The following is a 17,352-nucleotide window of genomic DNA, read 5'->3' on the forward strand; positions in this document are numbered from 1 at the left end:
GGGCCTCAAAGCTTCCAGCCCGAATGCAGCGCCGCGATGCCGCCGGAATAGTTGCGGAAGGTCACCCGCTCGAATCCGGCGCGCGAGATCATGGACGCGAAATTGGTCTGATTGGGGAACTTGCGGATCGATTCGACCAGATAGGAATAGGGCTCGGCCTCGCCCGTCACCATCCGTCCGATCTGGGGGATGGCCTTGAACGACCATTGCTCATAGACGCGGTCGAGGATCGGCATGTCGACCTCGGAGAATTCGAGGCACAGAAAGCGCCCGCCCGTCTTCAGGACGCGATAGGCCTCGCCGAGCGCAGTCTCGATCTCGGGGACGTTGCGGATGCCGAAAGCGATCGTGTAGGCGTCGAATGTGTCGTCCTCGAAGGGCAACTCCTGGGCGTTGGCCTCGACGAAGTCCAGCGAGCCGATCAGCCCGCGCTTTTCGGCACGGCTGCGGCCGACCTCGAGCATCGAGCCGTTGATGTCCAGCACGGTGACGTGCGCCGCCCGGTCAGACGCGTCGACGATGCGGAAGGCAATGTCGCCGGTGCCGCCCGCGACGTCGAGCGCCCGCCAGCCCGGACGCTTCGGCGGGTTGAGCGCCGCCACCATGGCGTCCTTCCACAGCCGGTGCAGTCCGCCGGACATCAGGTCGTTCATCAGATCGTAGCGGCCGGCAACCTTATGGAAGACCGTGTCGACAAGGCTCTGCTTGTCCCCTTCCGCGACCTGCCTGAAGCCGTAGGACGTGGACATCGCCTCGCCGCCGGTGGTCCGTTGTTCTGACACGATTGTGATCCATCTTGGTTTCGGGCGGACCATAGCCGATCGAAATACCGGGCGCTATTGTTATGGGCGCGGTGTTCGGCCGCGCATCCAGACGTGCCTACGAGGAATTTGCATGGCGTTGAAGGCCGAACTGCACTGCCACATAGAAGGTGCGGCCGCACCGGAACTGGTCATCCGCCAAGCGCGGAAATACAATGCCGACCCAACCCCCTATATCCGGGACGGTGCGTTCGTCTGGTCGGACTTCACAACCTTCCTGCAAGCCTACGACTTCGCCGCGGACCTTTTCCGCACCGAGGACGACTATGCGCAACTGGCGGACCACTACCTGACCAGCCTGGCACGCGACGGCGCCATCTATTCCGAGGTGTTCACCTCGCCGGATCATGCTGTGAAAGCGGGATTGTCGCCGCAGGCCTACACCGACGCGATCGGGGAAGGCATGAGCCGGGCCAGGGCGAAAACGGGCATCGAGGCGCGCATGATCGTCACCGGCGTCCGCCATTTCGGCGTCGAGTCCGTCGAGACGGCGGCACGCTTCGCCGCAAAGTGCAGGCACCCGCTCGTCAGCGGGTTCGGCATGGCGGGCGACGAGCGGATCGGCGACATCGAGGATTACGTGCGGGCCTTCGAGATCGCCCGCGAGGCGGGGCTGGGCATCACCGTCCATGCCGGCGAACTTGCGGGATGGGAAAGCGTCGACGCAGCGCTTGAGCACATCCGGCCCTCACGCATCGGCCACGGCGTCCGCGCCATAGAGAACCCGGATCTGGTCAGCAAAATCGCGGACGCCGGCATCGTGCTGGAATGCTGCCCCGGGTCCAACATCGCGCTCAACGTCTTTCCAAGCTTTGCCGAGCACCCGTTGCCAAAGCTGCGCCAGGCAGGATGCAAGGTCACGGTGAGTTCAGACGATCCGCCCTATTTCTGGACCTCGCTAAAGCGCGAGTACGACATCGCGGCGGAGCATTTCGGTATGAGCGACAAGGATCTGGCGGCCCTCACGAGAACTGCGGTGGAAGCGGCTTTCGTCGACCGCACGACACGGGCTGCGCTGCTGGCAAGGCTTGGCGCGCCGGCGCGCGGCAGGTAGCGAAAGGCGGGGACAAGCCTACGCATTCACGGAAGCGGCGGTTTTCTGGACGAACGTCGGTGGATAAAGTCGAGGAAAATCTGTTTTGGAGCCGTCCGTCATGCAAGGCGTCACCGTCGTCGATCATCCACTGGTCCAGCACAAGCTGACCATCATGCGAAACAAGGAAACCTCGACGGCCGGCTTTAGAAGGCTGTTGCGCGAGATCTCGCTGCTGCTCTGCTATGAGGTCACCCGCAATCTCGAACTGACGACCATGAAGATCGAGACGCCCATGGAGGAGATGGACGCGCCGATCCTCGAGGGCAAGAAGCTCGTCTTCGCCTCGGTCCTGCGCGCCGGCAACGGCCTGCTCGAGGGACTGCTGGACCTCGTGCCCGCCGCTCGCGTTGCGCATATCGGGCTCTATCGCGACCACGACACGCTGGAGGCGGTGGAATATTTCTTCAAGGCGCCGAGCGATCTCGCCGACCGGCTGGTCATCGTCGTCGACCCGATGCTGGCGACGGCCAACTCGGCGATCGCGGCGATCGACAAGATCAAGAGCCGCGGCGCGACCAACATCCGGTTCCTCTGCCTGCTGGCAGCCCCCGAGGGCATCGAGCGCTTCACCAAGGCGCATCCCGACGTGCCGATCTTCACGGCTTCCATCGACCGGGAGCTGAACGAGAAGGGCTACATCATCCCCGGTCTGGGCGACGCCGGCGACCGCATGTACGGGACGAAGTAGGCCGCGCAAATTGCGCGCGTTTCGTTAAGCCCACAATCACGTTGCTTTCGTAGACTGTCCCGCAATTGGGACAGTCCGATGTTTCGACAGCTCGCATTGCTGGGGATGTTCGCGGCCATCAGCCTGGCATTCCCGCTCGTCTACGAAATGAACCCCGGGGCCATCGAGAGCTGGATCGATGCGCAGGAGCCGGCCGACCGCGCGACGGCAGTCGAACCGGCGACCCGCATCGCGGCGGCGACGCCCGAGCCTTCTCCGAAAGCGCAGCCGCTGGTCGGGCGAAAGGTGCAGGTGCGCGCCAATGAGGGCGGCCATTTCGTCGCCGAATTCAGGCTGAACGGACGCAGGATCGACGCAATGATCGATACCGGCGCGACGACGGTCGCGCTGAACCGCTCGCTCGCACGACGTATCGGCATCTCCCTTTCGCCGGCCGACTTCAAATACGAGGTGCGCACCGCGAACGGTATCGTGAAAGGCGCCGCCGCCACCATCGATCGCGTCCAGGTCGGCCGCATCACGCTGGAGCGCATCGACGCCCTGGTGCTCGACGACAGGGCTCTGGACGGCGTGCTCGTCGGCATGAGCTTCCTCAACCAGCTGTCGAGGTTCCAGGTGCAGGGCGGCATTCTTACGATGCAGCAGTAGCGGTCTCTCGCCGCCGTCGCAGCCTCAGCCGTGAGGCGATATCCGCCGAATGATGGCCTTCTGCCTGGACGGACGCCTTCCGCCGACCTGATAGGCGGCCAGAACCTTCGCAGCAGCAGCCTGGGCGTCCACCTCGCCACGGGCGTAGATCAGCGCCAGCGGCTCGCCGCGCTTCACCTCGTGCCCCACCGGCAGCAGCCGGGTGATGCCCACGGCATGGTCGACCGAATCCTGGGGCCGCGTGCGGCCGCCTCCCAGAGCCACCACCGCGACGCCCACGTCGCGCGTCTCGATCGCCGTGACGAAGCCGTCGGTCGGAGAAGGCACCGGAAGCTCCACCGCCGCGCGCGGAAGATAGGCGTCGGCCTTCTCCACGAAATCGCGCGGTCCGCCAAGGGCGGCGACCATGCGCCCGAAGACCTCGGCGGCCTTGCCGCTGTCCAGCGCCTCGTTTGCGCGTTGCAGCCCCTGCTGGTTGGAGGCGGCGATGCCGGCGGCATGCAGCATCTCGGCGGCGAGCGACAGCGTGACCTCGAGCAGGCGCGGATCGCGCCAGCGCCCGGTTAGGAAATCGACGGCATTCGCGACCTCCACGGCATTGCCCGCGGCCGATGCGAGCGGCTCGTTCATGCCGGTGATCAGCGCCGACGTCTTCAGGCCGGCGCCGTTGGCGACCTCCACCAGGCTGGTCGCCAGCTCGGTGGCGTCGCGGGACTTCGCCATGAAGGCGCCGTTGCCGACCTTGACGTCGAGGACCAGCGACTGCAGGCCGGCGGCGAGCTTCTTCGACAGGATCGACGCCGTGATCAGCGGCACCGATTCCACGGTCCCGGTGACGTCGCGGATCGAGTAGATTCGCTTGTCGGCCGGGGCGAGGTTGGCGGTCTGGCCTATGATGGCGCAGCCGGTTTCCAGCACAGCCTTGCGGAACAGCGCGTTGTCCGGCTGGCTGACATAGCCCGGGATGGAATCCATCTTGTCCAGCGTGCCGCCCGTGTGGCCGAGGCCGCGACCGGAGATCATCGGCACGTAGGCGCCGCAGGCGGCGACGATCGGCGCCAGCATCAGCGAGACGTTGTCGCCGACGCCGCCGGTCGAGTGCTTGTCGGTGACCGGACCGGGCAGGTCCGACCAGTCGAGCACGTCGCCGGAATCGCGCATCGCAAGCGTCAGCGCCACCGCCTCGTCGCGGCTCATGCCGTTGAGCAGCACGGCCATGGCCATCGCGGCCACCTGCCCTTCCGACACCGCCCCGCTGACCACGCCCTTGACGAACTCCGCAATCTCGCCGGCGTCCAGCGGCCGGCGGTCGCGCTTCTTGCGGATGATTTCCTGTGGGAGCATCGGCTAGTCTTCCAGCATTCCGGCCGACAACACCCTCTTGAGCACCGTCGCCAGACGGGCGCCGCCGATCGGAGCCATGTCCTTGGTTTCCTGATGCGACAGCTCGCCGGCGCTCATGCCCGCGGCGAGGTTGGTGATCACCGAGCAGGCGGCGACCCTCATGCCGAGGAAGCGCGCCAGGATCACTTCCGGCACGGTCGACATGCCGACCGCGTTGGCGCCCATGACACGCGCCATACGGATCTCGGCCGGCGTCTCGAAGGAGGGGCCGGAGAACCACATGTAGACGCCCTGATGGAGGGGCGTACCGGTGTCCTGCGCCGCACGTTCGAAAGCCGCGCGCATGTCCGCATCGTAGGCTTCGCTCAAACCGACGAAGCGGCGATCGGTCTGCTCGCCGATCAGCGGATTTGCCCCCGCGAAATTGATGTGGTCGGTGAGCAGCATGACCGATCCGGGCGGCATCTGCGCGTCGACCGAGCCGGCTGCATTCGTCAGGATCAGCTTGCCGACGCCGACGCCGGCCAGCGCCTCGAGTGCCGGACGCATGGCCGCGGCGTCGCCGTGTTCGTAATAGTGCGCGCGTCCGGCCAGCACGATCACCGGCTTACCCGCGAGCCGCCCGGCGACGAGCTGGCCCGCATGGCCGCTGACGCCGCTGTGCGGAAAACCCGGAAGCTCGCCATAGGGAATGCGGACGGCGTCTTCGACCTCGTCGACCAGCCCGCCCAACCCGGAACCCAGGACCAGCGCCACCGTCGGCGACAGGCCGCCCAGGCGGCTCGAAAGAACCTCGCTTGCAGCTGTCATTTCAGGATGTCTCCGCGGAAGCCGTAGGGAAGCATGTCGCCCATCGTGACCGTTTCGGCAATGCCCGTGTCGTCACACAGGTACAGCTTCGCCGACGGCCCCGCGAATTCGGCGAGGCGCTGGCGGCAGCCGCCGCAGGGGCTGATCTTCGCCATTCGTTCGGCCACCACCGCGATCTCGACGATCCTGCCGCCGCCGCCCATGACGTAGTGGCCGAGCGCGGTGGTCTCGGCGCACCAACCCTCGGGATAGGACGCGACCTCGATGTTCGCCCCTGCATAAACCTTGCCGTCTTCTGTGCGGATCGCCGCGCCGACGGGGAATTTTGAGTAGGGCGCATGGGCGCTCTTCATGGCGGCCTTCGCCGCCAGGTACAGATCATGTGACAAGTTCTAGCGCTCCTTTACATAGGGCACGCCGCCGGCGCGCGGCGGGATCGCCTTGCCGATGAAGCCGGCGAGCAGGATGACGGTCAGCACATAGGGCAGCGCCTGCATGAACTGAACCGGGACGCGCCCGATGCCCGGCCACGGCATGCCCTGGAAGCGGATCGAAGCCGCCTCCAGGAAGCCGAACAGCAGGCAGGCGAACATCGCCGGCACCGGCCTCCACTTGGCGAAGATGAGCGCCGCAAGGGCAATGAAACCCTTGCCGGCGGTCATGTCCTTCACGAAGCCCGCATTCTGCGCCACCGACAGGTAGGCGCCTGCGATGCCGGTAAGCACGCCGGTGCAGATGACGGCGCGGTAGCGCAGCCAGGTCACGGAAATGCCGGCCGTATCCACCGCCGCCGGGTTCTCGCCGACGGCGCGCAGGCGCAGGCCGAACCGCGTCCTGAACAGTACCCACCAGGTGAACGGCACCATGAGGAAGGCGACGTAGACCAGGATGGAATGGCCGGACAGCAGTTCCGAGTACAGGACGCCGATCACCGGCACGCTGCGCAGGGCTTCCGCGCCCGGCAGCGTGATGGCCTCGAAGCGCGCCGCGCCCGACAGCGAGGGCGTGCGTCCGCCCTGCTGGAACCAGGCCTGGCCGAGGATGATGGTCGAGCCCGCCGCGATGAAGTTGATGGCGACGCCCGACACGATCTGGTTGCCGCGATGCGTGATCGAGGCGAAGCCGTGCACCAGCGCCAGGCCGACGGCGACGGTGATGGCGCCCGCAAGGCCGAGCCAGGCCGAACCGGTGACGGCGGCCACCGCAGCGCCGGCGAACGCGCCGCCGAGCATCTTGCCTTCCAGGCCGATGTCGAACACGCCGGACCGTTCCGAGTAGAGGCCCGCAAGACAGGCAAGCAGAAGCGGCACCGAGACGCGGATGGTCGCGTCCAGCAACTGAACGAGGACGTTCACAAAGTCCATGTCACGCCCCCGCCTGCTTGACGAGGCCCACCGAGCGTGGACTCAGCGACGCGAACAGCGTCTGGATCCACGGCCGGAACATGTGCTCCAGCGCGCCTGCGAAGAGGATCACCAGGCCCTGGATGATGACGATCATGTCTCTGCTGATGTTCGGCATCTCGAAGGCGAGTTCTGCGCCGCCCTGGTAGAGCATGCCGAACAGGATCGCCGCAGGCACGATGCCGGCCGGATGCGAGCGCCCCATCAGGGCGACGGCGATGCCGACGAAGCCTGCGCCGGTGACGAAATCGAGCTGCACGCGGTGCTGGTCGCCCATGATCGGGTTGAGCGCCATCATCCCCGCAAGGGCGCCGGAGATCATCATGGTGATGATGATGATCCTTGCCTCCTTGATGCCGGCATAGCGCGCCGCCTTCTGGCTGAACCCCATGGTGCGGATCTCGTAGCCGAGCCTGGTGCGCCAGATCAGCACCCAGACGAGGAAGGCCATGACCAGCGCCAACAGGAAGGTGACGTTGAGGGGCGCCGAACGCACCGACAGGCCGAAGGCTTCGAGCAGCCAGTTGAGCTTCGGCAGCTGCGCGCCCGGCTCGAAGGTGCGGGTCTGCGGCGCCATCGATCCGGGGGGCTTCAGCACGTCGACCAGCATGTAGACCATGATGGAGGCGGCGATGAAGTTGAACATGATCGTCGTGATGACGATGTGCGAGCCGCGCCTGGCCTGCAGGTAGGCCGGGATCAGTGCCCACAGCGCGCCGACGAGTGCGGAGCCCAGGATCGCCAGCGGAAAATTCAGCCACCACGGCAGGATGCTGTCGAAGGTGAGCGCCACCATCGCGACGCCGAGCCCGGCGATGTAGGCCTGCCCCTCGCCGCCGATGTTGAACAGTCCGCAATGAAAGGCGACTGCAACAGCCAGTCCGGTGAAGATGAAATTGGTGGCGTAATAGAGCGTGTATGCGATGTTCTGGCCGCCGCCAAAGGCGCCGTCGATCAGGATCACAGCAGCCCGGAAGGGGTTTTCGCCGACCAGCAGAACCACCAGCCCGGCCACGATGAAGGCGACGAGCAGGTTGATCAGCGGGATCAAACCGTAATCGGCCCAGCGCGGGAGTTTCGCGTAGGGAACGCTCATTCCGCGGCCTCCATGCGCTCGACGCCGGCCATCAGCAATCCGAGTTCGCCTTCCGTCGCTTCTGGGCCGCGCTCGCCCACGACGCGCCCGTCGAACATGACCAGGATGCGGTCGGACAGCGAGCGGATCTCGTCGAGCTCGACCGAGACCAGCAGAACCGCCTTGCCGGCATCGCGCATCGCGATGAGGCGCTTGTGGATGAACTCGATGGCGCCGACGTCAACGCCGCGCGTCGGCTGGCCGACGATCAGCACGCCGGGGTCACGCTCCATCTCGCGTGCAAGCACGATCTTCTGCTGGTTTCCGCCGGAGAAGTTCGCTGTCTTCAGCCGGGCGTTTGCCGGGCGAATGTCGTATTTCTCGATCTTCTCCTCGGCGTCCGCCTGGATCGCCGCCATGTCGAGGAACGGCCCCTTCAGGTAGCGCTGGTCGGTGTGGTAGCCGAGGATCGAGTTCTCGTTCTCCTCGAACTGCAGGACCAGGCCGACATGGTGCCGATCCTCCGGCACATGCGCCAGCCCGCGGCTGCGCAGTTCTGCAGGATCGGCGTGGCCGGTCACGTCGATCGGTTCGCCGTCGAGGAGCACCGTGCCCGACACCGCCTTGCGTATGCCGGCGATCGCCTCGATCAGCTCAGACTGGCCGTTGCCGGCGACGCCGGCGATGCCGACGATCTCTCCCGCCTGCACCGCGAAAGACACGTCCTTGACCATGGTGACGCCACGGCTGTCCTCAACGGTCAGGTTGTGCACCTCGAGCTTGATGGTGCCCGCATGCGATTCGCCCTTGTCGACACGCAGCAGCACCCGCCGGCCGACCATCAGCTCGGCCAGTTCCTCCACCGTCGTCTGCCTGGTCTCCCGCGTCGCCACCATCGTGCCCTGACGCATGACGGAGACGGTGTCGGTGATCGCCATGATCTCACGCAGCTTGTGCGTGATGAGGACGACCGTCTTTCCCTGCTCCTTCAGTTGCTTGAGGATGCGGAAGAGATGGTCCGCCTCGGCCGGGGTAAGCACGCCTGTGGGCTCGTCGAGAATCAGGATCTCGGCCCCGCGGTAGAGCGCCTTGAGAATTTCCACGCGCTGCTGGATGCCGACCGGCAGTTCCTCGATCAGCGCGTCCGGGTCGACCTCGAGGCCATATTCCCTTTCGAGCCGCACCAGCTCGGACCGCGCCTTCGCGATCGAATTCCCCAGCAGCGCCTCGCCTTCCGCCCCAAGGATGATGTTCTCCAGTACGGTAAAATTCTCGACCAGCATGAAGTGCTGGTGGACCATGCCGATGCCTTGCGCGATGGCGTCGTTGGGCGTCTTGATGGAAACGGGTTTGCCGGCGACGCGGATCTCGCCTTCGTCGGCTTGGTAGAAGCCGTACAGGATCGACATCAGCGTCGACTTGCCGGCGCCGTTCTCGCCGATGATTCCGTGGATCGTGCCGCGCCGCACTTCCAGATGGATGTCACGGTTCGCCCTGACCGGACCGAAACTCTTGCTGATACCGATCAGCTCAATCGCAGCGTCCGCCATTTGCGAGCCTGCTCCCCTTGTTTTTTTATGGTTGGGACAGACCTAGCATGGCCTCAAACGACTGCCAATCGGGAGGCGCATGCCGGGTTTTGGCCGCATTGTCGGTGGCATGGCGCGATGCTAGCCTCCACATGGGCAGGCTTGCGGAGGTGTCTATGGCAGCACCGTTCGTTCCCAGCATGATCAATGCCCTCGATATCGAGAAGTCGGTGGGTGCGGATGCGGTGAACCAGCCCGAGGACATGCGCGCCGTCAAGATCATGCTCAACGGCGTCCTGCTCACCGACGGCGGGACCGAGGGCGCGCTTGACGAAAACGACACGGCGACGAGCGGCCCCGAGTTCGAGCGGCTGGAGTTCGCCATCGTCCGCTTCCAGAACATCCACTTCCATGGCGAGTTCGCGCCGGACGGGCGCATCGAGCCGGGGCGCAAGACGATCCGGAGGCTGAGGGTGCTCTTTGCCCAGCAGCGGGTACCGCTGCCGCAGGTAATCGGCATAACGCCGCTCATTGCGCCGACCGGCGACACCGACACGCTGGGTTTCAGCGCCGCGCGCCTGACGCGCTCGAAGCCGAGAGCCGACTGGCTGGCGCGGGACCCCACTTTGCCGGTCGCGCAGATGGTGCCGGTGTTCGGCGCGCGAACGCTCGTGCTGCTGCTGGCGACCACGCGGATGCCGACGTTCCGGATCGAGGACGAGCGCTTCGCGATCGTCAAGAGCACGGTCTTCAACATGGTCACGATCGAGGGCAGGATGCAGGGCGAGACGCTGCTCAACTGCTACATCGGCGCCTTCCTTGCCGCGACGGTGAGGCTCATCGTCCGCAACCCGGCCTTCAAGTTCATCGACGTCGTTCACCTCGGCGCGCCGCAGAACGCGAACGAGCCTCGGACGTTCCTGACGACGATGCTGCCCGAGATCAACAGTATCTTCGAGCCGCAGGCCAACGTCACCTTCCTTCCCGGCGATACGCGTTCGGTGACGGCCGCGACCTTCAATGGAACGCCGTTCGCGATCCAGCCGGTCGAGTATTTCATACTCGACGACAGGGAAACGGCCCCGCCCGGCGCACAGGCATCGCGGTTCAGCGACCTACAGTTCCTGGTGCGGGACAACAATGCGGTCACCATGTTCATCAGCCCTCACCTACGAAACCTGCTCCCGACCGTGGGCGGAGCCGCTGAAAGTGCGCCGAGCAACAAATGCTGGATCAGGCTTGGCGGCGGCATCCAAGTGAACCCCTTCATCACGCCGGCCCATGAGCTCGGCCACGCGATCGGACTGAGCCATATCCTGACCGGCGCCGATCTCGACTACCTGATGCGAGACGGGCAAAAAGTGTTTTCGCGCGTGGAGAAGATCCCTGCCGAAACGCTGGTAGACCTTGCGGTCAACTGATAGGAGCGCGGCATGACCACGCCGTCCGACCGACTGACCGACCTGGAGATCCGCAACGCGGAGCAGGAGCACACCATCGAGGAGCTGTCAGGCCAGGTCGCCGAACAGTGGAAGGTGATCGAGCGCCTCCAGAAGAAGGTCGACGCGCTTGCCGAACGCTTCCTCGAACTCGAGGATCAGGCGGCGCCGGACATCCCGGTCACCAGACCGCCCCATTGGTGAGGACGGTTCCCGAAACTGTCACATGCCGTTCAAGCTCCTGTCGGCGAGGTGTCACACAGCCCCAATACACCGCCGGGCCATGGCATCCGTGAGCACAGGAGACGGACATGATCGCGCGGCGCAGGTTTCTCATTGGCAGCATGATAGCAGCCGCGGCAGGAGGCTCGATTGCAAAGGCCACGGCGGAAACCGCCCCGCTGCCCACGCTCGACGCAGCCGCCGCCGCGACCGATGCGAGCTATTGGGCGTCGATCGCCGACCTCTATGAGGTCGATCGCGCCGTCGCCAATCTCGAGAACGGCTATTGGGGCATCATGGCGCGTCCGGTTCTCGAGAACTACATCGAGAACACGCAGCGTGTGAACCGCCAGAACACGGTCTATGCGCGCGGCACGTTCGGGGCCGATCTTGAGAACACCCGCAACAGGATCGCGGCCGCCGCCGGCGTTCAGCCGGAGGAAGTGGCGATCACGCGCGGCGCCACCGAGGCGCTGCAGGTGCTGATCGCCGGCTACAACAAGCTGCAACCCGGCGACACCGTGCTGTTTGCGGATCTCGACTACGATTCCATGCAGTATGCGATGAACGCGCTGAAGGATCGGCGCGGCGTCGAGGTGAAGACCTTCGACATCCCCGAGCCGGCCACGCGGGAGGCTGTGCTCGAGACGTACCGCCTCACGCTCGAGCAGACGCCTAAGGCAAAGCTCCTCCTCCTCACCCACCTCTCGCACCGCACCGGACTGGTCATGCCGGTTCGCGAGATCGCCGAGATGGCGCGCGCCAGAGGTGTCGACGTCATCGTCGACGCAGCCCATTCATGGGGCCAGATCCCGTTCGACATCGCCGATCTCGGCGCCGATTTCGTCGGCCTCAACCTCCACAAGTGGATCGGCGCGCCGGTCGGCATGGGTTTCCTCTACATCAGGAAGCAGCGCCTTGCCGACATCGACGTTCATTTCGGCGATGAGGACTGGCCGGCCGACGACATCCGCTCGCGCATCCACACCGGCACGCTGAACTTCGCCGCAGCACTCTCCGTACCGGCCGCAATAGACCTTCACGAGCAGATCGGCGCCCCGGCGAAGCATGCGAGGCTTACGCATCTGCGCAACTATTGGGTTGCCAAGGTGCGGTCTATCGAGACGCTCGAAGTGCTGACCCCGGACGAGAGCGGCATGCATGCCGGCATCACCTCGTTCCGCATCAAGGGCAAGCCGAGCAAGGACGACAACACCGCGATCGTGAACAGGCTGCGCGACGAGTTCAAGGTGCTGACGGTGCGCCGCGGCGGCGTCGCGGCCGGCAATTGCATCCGCGTCTCGCCGGCGCTCTACACCACCGAAGCGGAACTCGACCGGTTGGTCGCAGCGCTGACAGCAGTCAGCAGCTGACCGGCCTCGCGGGCATCGGCGTCGCCGGCCTACCCGGCCTAGGCGATGTCCGCTGCCTGACGAGAGAGGAATGACGCAAGTCTGGATCGCTACGGGCGGTCTCCCAGCCGCCGCGACATCAGCACGGACGATATGCCGTCCACCTGGAATCGTTCGCGGACGCTCCAGCCGAGCCGGGCATAGAACGGCTCGGCCTCGTCCGTGTAGAGGTGGAGCTCGTCGCATCCCCGCGTCACCGCATGCGCCTCGACCGCCCGTACCAATTCTGCGCCGATGCCCCGCCGGCGGATTGCCGGGGCCACAACCAGCCCCGCCAACCACGGCGTGAGATCGTGGGCCGGCTCCAGCTCATGCCGGATGAACAGGCATGAGCCCGCCACCGAACCGTCGACTTCGGCCACGAACGCCGCTTCGAAACCATCCCCCGTAATGAGTTTCCTGAGGTCGTCCGCATCCTCATCTACCGTCCTCGCGGTTCCGGCGAAGAACGCGGCGTGGCGCAGTCGAGCGACCGCCGCCACGTGCGCAAGCTCCATCGGCACGATCCTCGTGCCCTTGCGACCGGCTTCGAACATCAGGCTGCGCGGCTTTCCTGCAGTTGCTGAGTCCGCGCGTTGGGCAGGATCACCAGGATCGCCACCACGCCCGCGGCAGAGAGGAGGATGCCTAGCCCGGCCCAGCTCCAGTTTTCGATGACCCAGCCGGCCAGCGGCGGACCGAACAGCGTCCCCAGCCCGCCCGCCTGCGCGACGAGGCCGATCGCCACCGACACAGAGCCCCCCTTGGGCACCAGTGCCGGGATCGCGGCGTAGAGCGCCGAGCCGACCACGCCGCTGGAGATCACGAACGCCACCGCCGAGGCGGTTGCAAGCGCCGGGCTTGCGCCCGAGAAAGCCGGATAGCCCGTCAACACCGCAATAGCGAAGCAGGCAGCCGAAAGCAGCGCCGTCTTTCGGGGGCTGGCGCCGCGCACGAGTATGGTGGCCAGCACATTCCCGATCGGCACGAGGAGGGCGATCACGCCGGCGGAGAGCAGCATGTCCCCACCGTCCTCGATAAAGGCAGGCATGAAGGCGAAGAAGGCCAGCGTCTGGACGACGAAAAGGCCGAAACTCACCGCAACCAGCACCACCGGCCGCCCGAGCGACGACTTGAGCATGCCGCCAGGCGCCGCCCGCGGACCGTCCTGCGTCGTCGCATCCTTGACGCCGCTCAGCAGGAGGAGCCCCAGCGTGGCGGAAACGGCATAGCCCGCCGCCATGACGAACAGGTAGGCTTCGGGCGAGGAACCGGGAAGCATCGCCTGCGCGGTCAGGTCGGAGATCGCGAAGCCCACCGGCACGAAGCAGCTCCAGATCGCCAGCACCGGCCCGCGCCACTCCGGCAGCGAAATCGAGGTGAGGACCGCCGGCAGCGCGATCACCAGGATGACGTAGCCCACACCCTCGACCAGCCGCGCGGCGAGGATCGCCTCGGGCGATTGCAGCAGAGGCAGCGCCAGCGCTCCTGCGGCGAGGAAAAGCGATCCGACGAGCGCGCTGCGCCGCGCGCCGAACAGCTCGATGCCCCAGCCGGCCGGCAGCGCCACCAAGGCGACGAAGACGCCGATCATCGAGGTGAGCCAGCCGATGAGGACGAGCGAAAAGCCGACCTCGGTCTGGTACCACCCGACCAGCGGCGCGATCTTGCCGAGCTGCGCTCCCGCGAAAATGCCGGCGATCAGCAGGACGGCGATGGATGTAAGGCGCATGTCAGGCCGGCTGCCAGAGTTCGAGGGGATTGCCCTCGGGATCGTGGATCCGGCAGAAACGCCCGACCTCGGAATCCCATTCGGCCCGGGTTTCGACCGCGATGCCGGCCGCCTTGAGCTTCTCCATCATGCCGTCGAGGTCGTCGACTCGGAAGTTCACCAGGAAGGGCTGCTCGGGCCGTCCGAAATAGGTCGTGTCCTCTGCGAACGCCGAGAACACGGTGGGGCCGGCCTCCTGGGACCAGACCGTCTTGGCGATGTCGTCGATGCCCAGATGGGTTTCATACCAGGCGGCCAGACCCTGCGGATCACGCGCGCGGAAAAAGAAGCCGCCGATTCCGGTGACCCTGGCCATGGCCGTCCGAACTCCTCCCAATCAACGCAAGGCGCGCCAGCCGGCGCTCAGGAAGCTTCCGAGATCTGCCTGAAAGACGGCGGGCCCGACAAGGCCCGACGTCTCATGCCCGCGTGGAGCCGCAGTATTGGCTGCGGCCCCGTGCGAGCGACGGTTCAACGCGTCGGACACGCCAATCAGTACGGGCAGGCGTTGTCCGACATGTAGTCGTGCACCTGGATGGAGCCGGCGATGATGTCGGCCTTGGCCTTCTCGGCCGCCGCCTTCATGTCGGCCGTGACGAGGTCCTTGTTGTTGTCGTCCATGGCGTAGTCGACGCCGCCTTCCTTGAGGCCGAGATTGTTGATGCCGGCGGTGAACTTGTCGTCCTTGGCGTCCATGAAGGCGTTGTAGACGGCGACGTCCACGCGCTTGACCATGGAGGTCAGCACCTTGCCGGGCTGCAGCCCGTTCTGGTTGGAATCGACGCCGATGCCGAGCTTGCCGGCATCCGCCGCCGCCTGCAGCACACCGACGCCGGTGCCGCCAGCCGCCGCGTAGATGACGTCCGCGCCCTGGTCCATCTGCGACTTGGCGATCTCGCCGCCCTTGGTCGGATCGTTCCAAGCCGCCGGGGTGTCGCCCGTCATGTTGTAGATGACGTCGGTCGCGCCGGCCGCCTTGGCGCCGCCGACATAGCCGCAGCCGAACTTGCGGATCAGCGGGATGTCCATGCCACCGATGAAGCCGACCTTCTTGTTCGCGGAGGCGAGTGCTGCGAGCACGCCGACGACGTAGGAGCCCTCATGCTCCTTGTAGACCACCGAGCGGACGTTGGGCTTCTCGACGACCATGTCGATGATGGCGAACTTGGTGTCCGGGAACTCGGCGGCCACCTTTTCGAGCGCAGCCGCCCAGGAGAAGCCGGCCATGACGATCGGGTTGCGGCCGTCCTCGGCGAAGCGGCGAAGCGCCTGCTCGCGCTGGGCGTCGTTGGAGATCTCGAACTCGACATACTCGATGCCGGTCTCGGTCTTGAACTTCTCGGCGCCGTTGAAGGACGCTTCGTTGAAGGACTTGTCGAACTTGCCGCCGAGATCGAAGAGGAGGCCCGGCTTGATGTCCGCGGCGAACGCCGAGGCGGACATCGCAGTTGCGGCCAGCAGGCCGAGGAGAATACGCTTCATGTGATCCACACCCTGTCGGTTGTTATATTTCCCTTTTGGCCGACCACCCCGGAAGCCCGCGATGTGGCGGCCTATCGCAGGAGTTCCTGTCCCGCTTGGCGGCAATCTTGCACGCCCAAGGGGAAAATTCCACGCGGAATTTTGACCTTTTGGAAAACCGACAGGGCCGGTCGACGGACGTCAGACGACGGCCGGGGCAGGCACCGCACAGGCGACGCCGGTGCCCTTCAATCCGCAGTATCCAAAGGGATTCTTCGCCAGATACTGCTGGTGATCCTCCTCGGCGAAGTAGAATTCGGGCGCAGGCGCGATCTCGGTTGTGATCTTGCCGCGGCCGGCCTCCTTCAGTGCCGCCTCATAGGCGTCGCGCGAGGCAAGGGCGGCCTCCTGCTGGGCGTCGCCGAAGGTGTAGATCGCGGAGCGGTACGTGGTCCCGACGTCGTTGCCCTGTCGCATGCCCTGGGTCGGGTCGTGCGCCTCCCAGAAGATCTTGAGCAGGTCGGCGTAGGACACGACCTTGGGGTGGAACACGACAAGGACGACCTCGGCGTGGCCGGTCAGACCGGTGCAGGTCTCCTGATAGGTCGGATTGGGCGTGTAGCCCCCGGCATAGCCGACCGCCGTGACCCACACCCCTTCGGTCTCCCAGAACAGGCGCTCGGCGCCCCAGAAGCAACCGAGCCCGAACATCGCGGTCTCCAGTCCCTCGGGATAGGGGCCTTTCAGGGGGCGCTTCGAGACGTAGTGCTTCGAAGCGGTCGGCATCGGCCGGTCGCGCCCGGGCAGCGCCTCTTCCGGCTTCGGCATGTTGTACTTCTTGTTCAGCATGTCACTGAGGAAGAACATTTTCCACGTCTCCTTGTGCGCTCATTGTGCGCTCAGGCCGGCTATCCGGCCGCTCACCCTTCCAGCGCGAAATCGCCCGACCGCCGCACCGGCCTGTGGCCGATCGCGAAGAGGCCGAGCGACAGCAGTGCGAACACCGCGAATCCGGGCAGGGCAAGCAGCGACGTCGCGACCGGATCCCAGACCAGCGGATGCAGCCTGCTGCTGACGAAGGCCTGCGCGGCCTCCAGCGAGTCCGGCGACATCGCAGTCCAGCTGTCGACGAGCGGCGTCATGACCAGCTCCGACGCCGCAACTGTGCGGGTTGCGTCCAGCACGGCCATGATGACCGCGATCGCCAGCGCGATGGCGGCCAGGAAGCGGAAAAGGAATCGGATCATCCGTCGGCTTGCTTTCCGGTTGATGACCAAGAGATAGGACGGGCGGCGAAGCCGCGCAATGGAAGCGGTGCGCCGGACACACGAACGTCGCCGGGGAAGCCTCCGCGTCGCCGCGCCGGGCGACGCATCGCCCGCGGCGGCGGTCCGGCGCACGCTTCGCCGGGTTGCGACACCAGTTCTCATGAAACATTCGCCGAACGGCTTGGCAGCGGCCTCCGGATGGACTAGATGAGCCCCGCGTCGCTTTGTCAGCAAAGCTGACGCATGCGGAGAGGTGGCCGAGTGGTTGAAGGCGCACGCCTGGAACGCGTGTATACGGGAAACCGTATCAAGGGTTCGAATCCCTTTCTCTCCGCCAGCGCTTGATCGCCTCGAAAATACAACGACATCCATCGCTTACCCATCAC

Annotated in this window: 19 protein-coding genes and 1 tRNA gene; 7 read left to right on the forward strand and 13 right to left on the reverse strand. The window is 65.7% G+C overall.

The features are described from left to right. Window positions 1-5: 5 nt before the first annotated feature. Window positions 6-782 (reverse strand): bifunctional demethylmenaquinone methyltransferase/2-methoxy-6-polyprenyl-1,4-benzoquinol methylase UbiE, encoded by a 777-nt coding sequence (gene ubiE, locus PD284_RS03285; protein ID WP_274626801.1) that lies wholly within the window; start codon window positions 780-782, stop codon window positions 6-8. A 112-nt stretch (window positions 783-894) separates the two neighbouring features. Between ubiE and PD284_RS03290 the strand changes: the two genes are divergently transcribed. From PD284_RS03290 to PD284_RS03300, 3 genes are all read left to right on the forward strand, one after another. Then, window positions 895-1,875, forward strand: a complete 981-nt coding sequence (locus PD284_RS03290; RefSeq protein ID WP_274626802.1) for an adenosine deaminase — start codon at window positions 895-897, stop codon at window positions 1,873-1,875. 100 nt (window positions 1,876-1,975) lie between these two features. Further along, window positions 1,976-2,605, forward strand: a complete 630-nt coding sequence (gene upp / locus PD284_RS03295; RefSeq protein ID WP_274626803.1) for a uracil phosphoribosyltransferase — start codon at window positions 1,976-1,978, stop codon at window positions 2,603-2,605. Window positions 2,606-2,683: 78 nt separating this feature from the next. Continuing rightward, window positions 2,684-3,253 (forward strand): retropepsin-like aspartic protease family protein, encoded by a 570-nt coding sequence (locus PD284_RS03300; protein ID WP_274626804.1) that lies wholly within the window; start codon window positions 2,684-2,686, stop codon window positions 3,251-3,253. Window positions 3,254-3,277: 24 nt separating this feature from the next. On the opposite strand, the gene deoA is transcribed toward PD284_RS03300, so the two are convergent. Genes deoA through PD284_RS03330 form a run of 6 tightly spaced genes read right to left on the reverse strand, consistent with a single transcriptional unit; the run spans window position 3,278 to window position 9,435 of the window. Further along, window positions 3,278-4,597, reverse strand: a complete 1,320-nt coding sequence (gene deoA / locus PD284_RS03305) for a thymidine phosphorylase (RefSeq protein ID WP_274626805.1) — start codon at window positions 4,595-4,597, stop codon at window positions 3,278-3,280. Between the two features lie 3 nt (window positions 4,598-4,600). Then, window positions 4,601-5,407: a purine-nucleoside phosphorylase gene (locus PD284_RS03310; protein WP_274626806.1), complete on the reverse strand. Its 807-nt coding sequence runs from the start codon at window positions 5,405-5,407 to the stop codon at window positions 4,601-4,603. Then, complete coding sequence (locus PD284_RS03315) at window positions 5,404-5,796, reverse strand: cytidine deaminase (RefSeq protein ID WP_274626807.1); 393 nt, start codon at window positions 5,794-5,796, stop codon at window positions 5,404-5,406. Before PD284_RS03315 ends, PD284_RS03310 begins: the two co-directional genes overlap by 4 nt. A gap of 3 nt (window positions 5,797-5,799) precedes the next feature. Next, window positions 5,800-6,771, reverse strand: coding sequence for an ABC transporter permease (locus PD284_RS03320; protein WP_274626808.1), 972 nt, complete (start codon window positions 6,769-6,771; stop codon window positions 5,800-5,802). A 1-nt stretch (window position 6,772) separates the two neighbouring features. After that, window positions 6,773-7,906 (reverse strand): ABC transporter permease, encoded by a 1,134-nt coding sequence (locus PD284_RS03325; RefSeq protein WP_274626809.1) that lies wholly within the window; start codon window positions 7,904-7,906, stop codon window positions 6,773-6,775. After that, on the reverse strand, window positions 7,903-9,435 hold the full coding sequence (locus PD284_RS03330; protein ID WP_274626810.1) for an ABC transporter ATP-binding protein: 1,533 nt from the start codon (window positions 9,433-9,435) through the stop codon (window positions 7,903-7,905). Before PD284_RS03330 ends, PD284_RS03325 begins: the two co-directional genes overlap by 4 nt. Before the next feature lie 155 nt (window positions 9,436-9,590). On the opposite strand from PD284_RS03330, the gene PD284_RS03335 reads away from it, so the two are divergent. The 3 genes from PD284_RS03335 (at window position 9,591) to PD284_RS03345 (ending at window position 12,448) form a co-directional block, all read left to right on the forward strand. Continuing rightward, on the forward strand, window positions 9,591-10,835 hold the full coding sequence (locus PD284_RS03335; RefSeq protein ID WP_274626811.1) for a hypothetical protein: 1,245 nt from the start codon (window positions 9,591-9,593) through the stop codon (window positions 10,833-10,835). 12 nt (window positions 10,836-10,847) lie between these two features. Next, window positions 10,848-11,057: a SlyX family protein gene (locus PD284_RS03340; RefSeq protein WP_274626812.1), complete on the forward strand. Its 210-nt coding sequence runs from the start codon at window positions 10,848-10,850 to the stop codon at window positions 11,055-11,057. A gap of 107 nt (window positions 11,058-11,164) precedes the next feature. Further along, on the forward strand, window positions 11,165-12,448 hold the full coding sequence (locus PD284_RS03345; RefSeq protein WP_274626813.1) for an aminotransferase class V-fold PLP-dependent enzyme: 1,284 nt from the start codon (window positions 11,165-11,167) through the stop codon (window positions 12,446-12,448). 89 nt (window positions 12,449-12,537) lie between these two features. On the opposite strand, the gene PD284_RS03350 is transcribed toward PD284_RS03345, so the two are convergent. From PD284_RS03350 to PD284_RS03375, 6 genes are all read right to left on the reverse strand, one after another. Further along, complete coding sequence (locus PD284_RS03350; protein WP_274626814.1) at window positions 12,538-13,023, reverse strand: GNAT family N-acetyltransferase; 486 nt, start codon at window positions 13,021-13,023, stop codon at window positions 12,538-12,540. After that, window positions 13,023-14,198 carry an MFS transporter gene (locus PD284_RS03355; protein WP_274626815.1) on the reverse strand — a complete coding sequence of 392 codons (1,176 nt, stop codon included), beginning with the start codon at window positions 14,196-14,198 and terminating at the stop codon, window positions 13,023-13,025. Before PD284_RS03355 ends, PD284_RS03350 begins: the two co-directional genes overlap by 1 nt. Before the next feature lies 1 nt (window position 14,199). Further along, window positions 14,200-14,553 carry a VOC family protein gene (locus PD284_RS03360; protein ID WP_274626816.1) on the reverse strand — a complete coding sequence of 118 codons (354 nt, stop codon included), beginning with the start codon at window positions 14,551-14,553 and terminating at the stop codon, window positions 14,200-14,202. Window positions 14,554-14,729: 176 nt separating this feature from the next. Then, window positions 14,730-15,719, reverse strand: coding sequence for a BMP family lipoprotein (locus PD284_RS03365; protein WP_274626817.1), 990 nt, complete (start codon window positions 15,717-15,719; stop codon window positions 14,730-14,732). Window positions 15,720-15,899: 180 nt separating this feature from the next. Next, on the reverse strand, window positions 15,900-16,565 hold the full coding sequence (gene msrA / locus PD284_RS03370) for a peptide-methionine (S)-S-oxide reductase MsrA (RefSeq protein ID WP_274626818.1): 666 nt from the start codon (window positions 16,563-16,565) through the stop codon (window positions 15,900-15,902). Window positions 16,566-16,618: 53 nt separating this feature from the next. Further along, window positions 16,619-16,945, reverse strand: coding sequence for a hypothetical protein (locus PD284_RS03375; RefSeq protein WP_274626819.1), 327 nt, complete (start codon window positions 16,943-16,945; stop codon window positions 16,619-16,621). A gap of 268 nt (window positions 16,946-17,213) precedes the next feature. Between PD284_RS03375 and PD284_RS03380 the strand changes: the two genes are divergently transcribed. After that, window positions 17,214-17,303: transfer RNA gene (locus PD284_RS03380), tRNA-Ser, on the forward strand. The last annotated feature ends 49 nt before the right edge of the window (window positions 17,304-17,352 follow it).

The organism is Mesorhizobium shangrilense (assembly GCF_028826155.1).
Lineage (GTDB): Bacteria > Pseudomonadota > Alphaproteobacteria > Rhizobiales > Rhizobiaceae > Arvimicrobium > Arvimicrobium flavum.